This is a genomic window from Mycolicibacterium houstonense, assembly GCF_900078665.2.
Lineage (GTDB): Bacteria > Actinomycetota > Actinomycetes > Mycobacteriales > Mycobacteriaceae > Mycobacterium > Mycobacterium houstonense.
In genome coordinates this window covers 459,029-464,144 of record NZ_LT546208.1, presented here as the reverse complement: position 1 = coordinate 464,144, position 5,116 = coordinate 459,029, and the positions used below count along the sequence as shown (strand labels likewise).

Here is a 5,116-nt window from a genome sequence, read left to right as displayed (position 1 = left end):
GCAGGTGCTCGAAGAGGTGCTGCTCGACCTCGTCGGCTGGTTGCACTCGCGTACCGACCACGAGAACCTCTGTCTGGCCGGGGGAGTCGCGCTCAACTGTGTCGCGAACTCTGTGCTGCACCGCGGTGGTGACTTCCGGAACATCTGGGTCCAGCCGGCGGCCGGGGATTCCGGTACCGCGCTGGGCGCGGCACTGTCACTGGCCGGTGAAGCGGGGGAGCCGATCGTGCCGATGCCGTCGGCGGCTCTGGGCCGGGGCTGGACCGACGAGGAGATCGGTGCGGCGTTGACCGAGGCGGCCGTCCCGCACGAGCGGCCCGACGACCTCGCCGAGGTGGTCGGCGACGCCCTGGCCGACGACCAGGTGATCGGCTGGTTCCAGGGGCGTTCGGAGTTCGGGCCCCGCGCCCTGGGGCAGCGCTCACTGCTGGCCGATCCCCGCAACAAGCGGAATCTGGACCGGCTCAACGCCGTCAAGGGGCGCGAACAGTTCCGTCCGGTAGCACCGATGGTGCTGGCCGAGCGGGCCGGCGAAATCTTCTCGGGCGGGCCGATTCCCAGCCCCTACATGCTCTTCGTGCACGACGTCGCACCCGACTGGCAGGGCCGGATTCCGGCCGTCACCCATGTCGACGGCACCGCGCGGATCCAAACCGTCGACCGTGGGGACGAACTGATGCACGCCACCATCGACCATTTCGCGCAGCGCACCGGAGTGCCGGTGATCGTCAACACCAGCTTCAACACCGCAGGCCGCCCGATGGTCGACAGTCCACGCGACGCGCTGGAATGCTTCGGCTCGGCACCGATCGACCTGTTGGCCATCGGCCCGTTCGTGGTGCGGAGGCCACGATGAATGTCACGATCGTGGTGCCCACGATCGGCAGGCCGTCGCTGCATCGGCTGCTGTCCGCGCTCGAACACTCCGAGGGACCCGTGCCGGAGGCGGTGATCGTCGTCGACGACCGGGCGGTGCCCGCTCCACCGCTGCTGCTGGTGGCTCGACTGCCGGTGACGGTGTTGCACAGCGGTGGACGCGGACCGGCCGCGGCCCGCAACGTCGGCTGGCGGCATGCCACCTCCCCATGGATCTGTTTCCTCGACGACGACGTGCTGCCGCACCCCGGCTGGTTGGCCGCACTGGCCGCCGACCTGCGGGACGCTGAATCCCGGGGCGCCGCCGGTTCGCAGGCCGTCATCGACGTTCCNCCCAGACCGGGTGTTCGTGTTCACCTCGTTTCATCAGTCACCGCTGCCGTTGGCGCTGATCTGCCGAATGGCCGAGATCGGCTGGGTCGGCGCGATCTGTGAGGACTACCCGGGCACGCTGCTCGACCTCCGCCATCACGTCGCCGCGGGCGTGCCGGAACCGGAACGGGCACTGTCGCTGGTCGAGGCCGCCGGCTTCGGCCTGCCGGCCGGGGACGACGGTTGGCTACGGGTGAAGCAGACGCCGCTGCCGGACGCGTTGACCGAATACGTCGGCGAGACACCGTATGTGGTGTTCCACCCCGGCGCCGCGGTGGCCGCCAGGCAGCCGACCGCATCGCGCAGTGCGGCGATGGTGCGGGCACTTGCGGCNCGCCGCCGCCAGGTCGAGCGCCAGCAGCTGTTCCTCACCGCGGAAGTGCAGGATGCGGCTGAAACCGCCGGCGGCTTCGAAAGCGGACTTTCGGACCATTGCCGAGCAGGCCAGAAAGCCGAGGATCGACGGGCCGGGCAGGCCCGCCCGGTGTCCCAGCGGACTGGCGGCCAGCTGCTGAACCAACGGATCCTCACGGCGCTGAGGTCCGACCTCGGTTCGTGCCGCGAGTACCGCAGTCCTGGGATGGCGATCGAAGATGCGGGCGCCGAGCGCAGGGGCGTCCGGCTCCCACCAGGAATCGTCATCGCAGAACGCGACATACGGGGTGCGGCACGCCGCCACACCGACATTGCGGGCCACCGCGCCCAGATTGGACCGGAGCTCGAGCAGGGTGACCCGGCCACCGGACCGCGCGGCAACGACGCGCATCGCGGGCACCGAATCGTCCTCGGAGCCGTTGTCCACCACGATCACCGGGCATCCGGTGGTGTCGAGCAGGCGGGTGACCACCGCGACGAGCTCGGCGGCCCGGTTCCGGCTGGCGACGACGAACGAGATCTTGGCGGGAACGTCGGTGTCGCTGCGATCGGTCATAACCGGGCGAACTACCCGTTACGGCGCTGGGAAAACGCATATGCGTGAACTCAAGCGGGTTCTGGTCACCGGGGGGAGCGGCTTTCTCGGGGGACATCTCTGCCGGCGGCTGCTCGACGCCGACGTCGAGGTGCTGGTGCTGGACGACCTGTCCACCAGCGCGCCCAGCGCCGACGCCTGGCTGGCCGACCGCTCGGGATACCAGTTCATCCGCCACGACATCACCCGCCCGCTCAACGAGACACCGTCCGTGGACACCGTGTTCCACCTGGCGTCGCCCGCATCGCCGGTGGACTACCAGCGGATGCCGGTGCAGACCCTGCGCACCGGTGCACTGGGGACGGCCAACGCGCTGGATATCGCCGATCGATGCGGAGCCCGGATCGTACTGGCCTCCACCAGCGAGGTGTACGGCGATCCGTTGGAGCACCCGCAACGCGAAAGCTACTGGGGGAACGTCAATCCGGTCGGACCTCGCAGCATGTACGACGAATCCAAGCGATTCGCCGAGGCGCTGGCCTTCGCCTACCGCGGTGAGCGTTCCACCGATATCGGGGTGGCGCGGTTGTTCAACACCTACGGACCGCGGATGCGGGGGGACGACGGGCGCATCGTGCCCACGTTCTGCCGACAGGCGCTGGCCGGAGAACCGATCACGGTACACGGGACGGGCCGCCAGACCAGGTCGCTGTGCTACGTCGATGACACCGTCGATGCGCTGCTTGCGTTGGCCGGTGCCGACTGTGCCGGTCCGATCAACATCGGAAACCCCCACGAACTGTCGGTGCTGGAAATCGCCGAGACCATCAAATCGTTGGCTCACAGCGACTCTCCGGTCGAATTCGTCGCTCCGGCCGCCGACGATCCGCAACGACGCTGTCCCGACATCACCGAGGCACACCGGAAACTCGGCTGGCAACCACGGGTCGACTACCGCCAGGGTTTGGCGGACACCATCGAATGGTTTGCCCGACAAGACTTTTAGGAGGAGTTCATGCGGATACTCGGAGTCAACGCGGTATTCCACGATCCGGCCGCCGCGCTGGTGATCGACGGGCAGGTGGTGGCGGCCGCCGAGGAGGAGCGCTTCAGCCGGCGCAAGCACGGCAAGGAGGCGGTGGCCTTCTCCACCTGGGAACTGCCCGTGCAGTCGGCCCGCTGGTGCCTGCAGCAGGCCGGTCTGGAACCGTCGGATCTCGACGCCGTCGGATATTCGTACGACCCGCGGCTGATGGACGGTGTCGAGACCGCCGGCACCCCTGGCCTCGATCGCGATTGGGAGTACCTGCGAACCCTCTATGCGCAACGGGCACCGCGGTTTCTGCAATCGGCCTTGCCGGGCCTGGACCCGTCGATCGTGCGGTTCGTCCGTCATCACGTGGCCCATGCCGCGTCGAGTGCACTGGCATCGCCGCATCCCGATTGTGCGGTGCTGGTGGTCGACGGTCGCGGGGAACGCACCTCGATGCTGGCCGGGCAGTACACCGACCGCAAGCTCGATGTGCTGGCCACCCAATCGCTTCCGCATTCGCTGGGCCTGCTGTACGAGGAGCTCACCCAACATCTGGGCTTCAAGCGCTCCAGCGACGAGTACAAGGTGATGGCGATGGCGTCCTACGGGACCCCGCGGTTCGCCGACCGGTTCCGCGACCTCGTCTATGCCACCGGTGACGGCGGGTTCCGCACCGAAGCCGTTGACTGGTCGGCATTCGGCACCGGATGGGACGACCGGGTCGACCTGGCCTGCAGTGTCCAGCAGGTGCTCGAAGAGGTGCTGCTCGACCTCGTCGGCTGGTTGCACTCGCGTACCGACCACGAGAACCTCTGTCTGGCCGGGGGAGTCGCGCTCAACTGTGTCGCGAACTCTGTGCTGCACCGCGGTGGTGACTTCCGGAACATCTGGGTCCAGCCGGCGGCCGGGGATTCCGGTACCGCGCTGGGCGCGGCACTGTCACTGGCCGGTGAAGCGGGGGAGCCGATCGTGCCGATGCCGTCGGCGGCTCTGGGCCGGGGCTGGACCGACGAGGAGATCGGTGCGGCGTTGACCGAGGCGGCCGTCCCGCACGAGCGGCCCGACGACCTCGCCGAGGTGGTCGGCGACGCCCTGGCCGACGACCAGGTGATCGGCTGGTTCCAGGGGCGTTCGGAGTTCGGGCCCCGCGCCCTGGGGCAGCGCTCACTGCTGGCCGATCCCCGCAACAAGCGGAATCTGGACCGGCTCAACGCCGTCAAGGGGCGCGAACAGTTCCGTCCGGTAGCACCGATGGTGCTGGCCGAGCGGGCCGGCGAAATCTTCTCGGGCGGGCCGATTCCCAGCCCCTACATGCTCTTCGTGCACGACGTCGCACCCGACTGGCAGGGCCGGATTCCGGCCGTCACCCATGTCGACGGCACCGCGCGGATCCAAACCGTCGACCGTGGGGACGAACTGATGCACGCCACCATCGACCATTTCGCGCAGCGCACCGGAGTGCCGGTGATCGTCAACACCAGCTTCAACACCGCAGGCCGCCCGATGGTCGACAGTCCACGCGACGCGCTGGAATGCTTCGGCTCGGCACCGATCGACCTGTTGGCCATCGGCCCGTTCGTGGTGCGGAGGCCACGATGAATGTCACGATCGTGGTGCCCACGATCGGCAGGCCGTCGCTGCATCGGCTGCTGTCCGCGCTCGAACACTCCGAGGGACCCGTGCCGGAGGCGGTGATCGTCGTCGACGACCGGGCGGTGCCCGCTCCACCGCTGCTGCTGGTGGCTCGACTGCCGGTGACGGTGTTGCACAGCGGTGGACGCGGACCGGCCGCGGCCCGCAACGTCGGCTGGCGGCATGCCACCTCCCCATGGATCTGTTTCCTCGACGACGACGTGCTGCCGCACCCCGGCTGGTTGGCCGCACTGGCCGCCGACCTGCGGGACGCTGAATCCCGGGGCGCCGCC

6 protein-coding genes are annotated in these 5,116 nt (G+C 68.8%); 5 read left to right on the top strand and 1 reads right to left on the bottom strand.

Features of this window, described 5'->3' with window-relative positions:
• Positions 1 to 856: carbamoyltransferase C-terminal domain-containing protein (locus tag BN4332_RS30300; RefSeq protein ID WP_276527227.1), on the top strand; the 856-nt coding region annotated here is incomplete at its 5' end.
• A complete protein-coding gene (locus tag BN4332_RS30295; protein WP_435405217.1) occupies positions 790 to 1,311 on the top strand; it encodes a glycosyltransferase family 2 protein in 522 nt (173 codons plus the stop codon). The genes BN4332_RS30300 and BN4332_RS30295, both read left to right, overlap by 67 nt.
• A gap of 124 nt (positions 1,312 to 1,435) precedes the next feature.
• Here the strand turns inward: BN4332_RS30295 and BN4332_RS33890 are convergent, their stop codons facing one another.
• Positions 1,436 to 2,179, bottom strand: coding sequence for a glycosyltransferase family 2 protein (locus BN4332_RS33890; protein ID WP_235654334.1), 744 nt, complete (start codon positions 2,177 to 2,179; stop codon positions 1,436 to 1,438).
• A gap of 40 nt (positions 2,180 to 2,219) precedes the next feature.
• Between BN4332_RS33890 and BN4332_RS30285 the strand changes: the two genes are divergently transcribed.
• The 3 genes from BN4332_RS30285 to BN4332_RS30275 form a co-directional block, all read left to right on the top strand.
• On the top strand, positions 2,220 to 3,164 hold the full coding sequence (locus BN4332_RS30285; RefSeq protein WP_066903627.1) for an NAD-dependent epimerase/dehydratase family protein: 945 nt from the start codon (positions 2,220 to 2,222) through the stop codon (positions 3,162 to 3,164).
• Between the two features lie 9 nt (positions 3,165 to 3,173).
• Positions 3,174 to 4,790, top strand: coding sequence for a carbamoyltransferase family protein (locus BN4332_RS30280; RefSeq protein ID WP_066903625.1), 1,617 nt, complete (start codon positions 3,174 to 3,176; stop codon positions 4,788 to 4,790).
• The coding region (locus BN4332_RS30275) for a glycosyltransferase family 2 protein (RefSeq protein WP_160110958.1) at positions 4,787 to 5,116 on the top strand (330 nt) is incomplete at its 3' end. The genes BN4332_RS30280 and BN4332_RS30275, both read left to right, overlap by 4 nt.